Source organism: Microvirga sp. 2MCAF38 (genome assembly GCF_052115485.1).
Taxonomy (GTDB): Bacteria; Pseudomonadota; Alphaproteobacteria; order Rhizobiales; family Beijerinckiaceae; genus Microvirga.
Genome location: NZ_JBFRGU010000023.1, coordinates 1 through 411, shown reverse-complemented (window position 1 = coordinate 411; position 411 = coordinate 1). Strand labels below are relative to the sequence as shown.

Genomic DNA, 411 nt, shown 5'->3' with positions numbered 1-411 from the left:
CTCCCAAAGTAAGTGGTTCCACGTTTTTTTGAATCGGCGCTCTGGTGTGGCGCCTGTTTTTCGTTGCCGTAAAACGTTATCCAGTCGGCCGGTCTCAGCGCTCCGGCAAGCGCTGGGCCAAGGCTTTTCAAAAGCAAAAGAACGCCCGTTCGGCTGTTCGAAAACAGTCGATCAAGCGTCCATTCGGTTTTTATTGGAGTGTGCCGTGTGACCGCCCAGAGCCGGGATAAGCTGGCTATCTGGTCAGGAAATAATTCCGGGCTTTTTTTTAGAGCCGATTCAGGCGGCCGCGGAGAATACTGACTCCCGCGCCATGGCTCAAGCGCCCCGCAACGGAGCGCCGTTATCAAGTCTGTCATCGTGTTGCTCCTCGATTGTTTTTATTGTTAAGGCGCAGACAGCCGCTGACGG

The 411-nt window shown here is 54.5% G+C and carries 1 protein-coding gene; it reads right to left on the bottom strand.

Translation table 11 applies throughout. From position 1 onward, the window contains the following. Positions 1-359 (bottom strand): hypothetical protein (locus AB4072_RS17150; RefSeq protein ID WP_441969946.1); only part of this gene is annotated, 359 nt, incomplete at its 3' end. Positions 360-411: the final 52 nt, after the last annotated feature.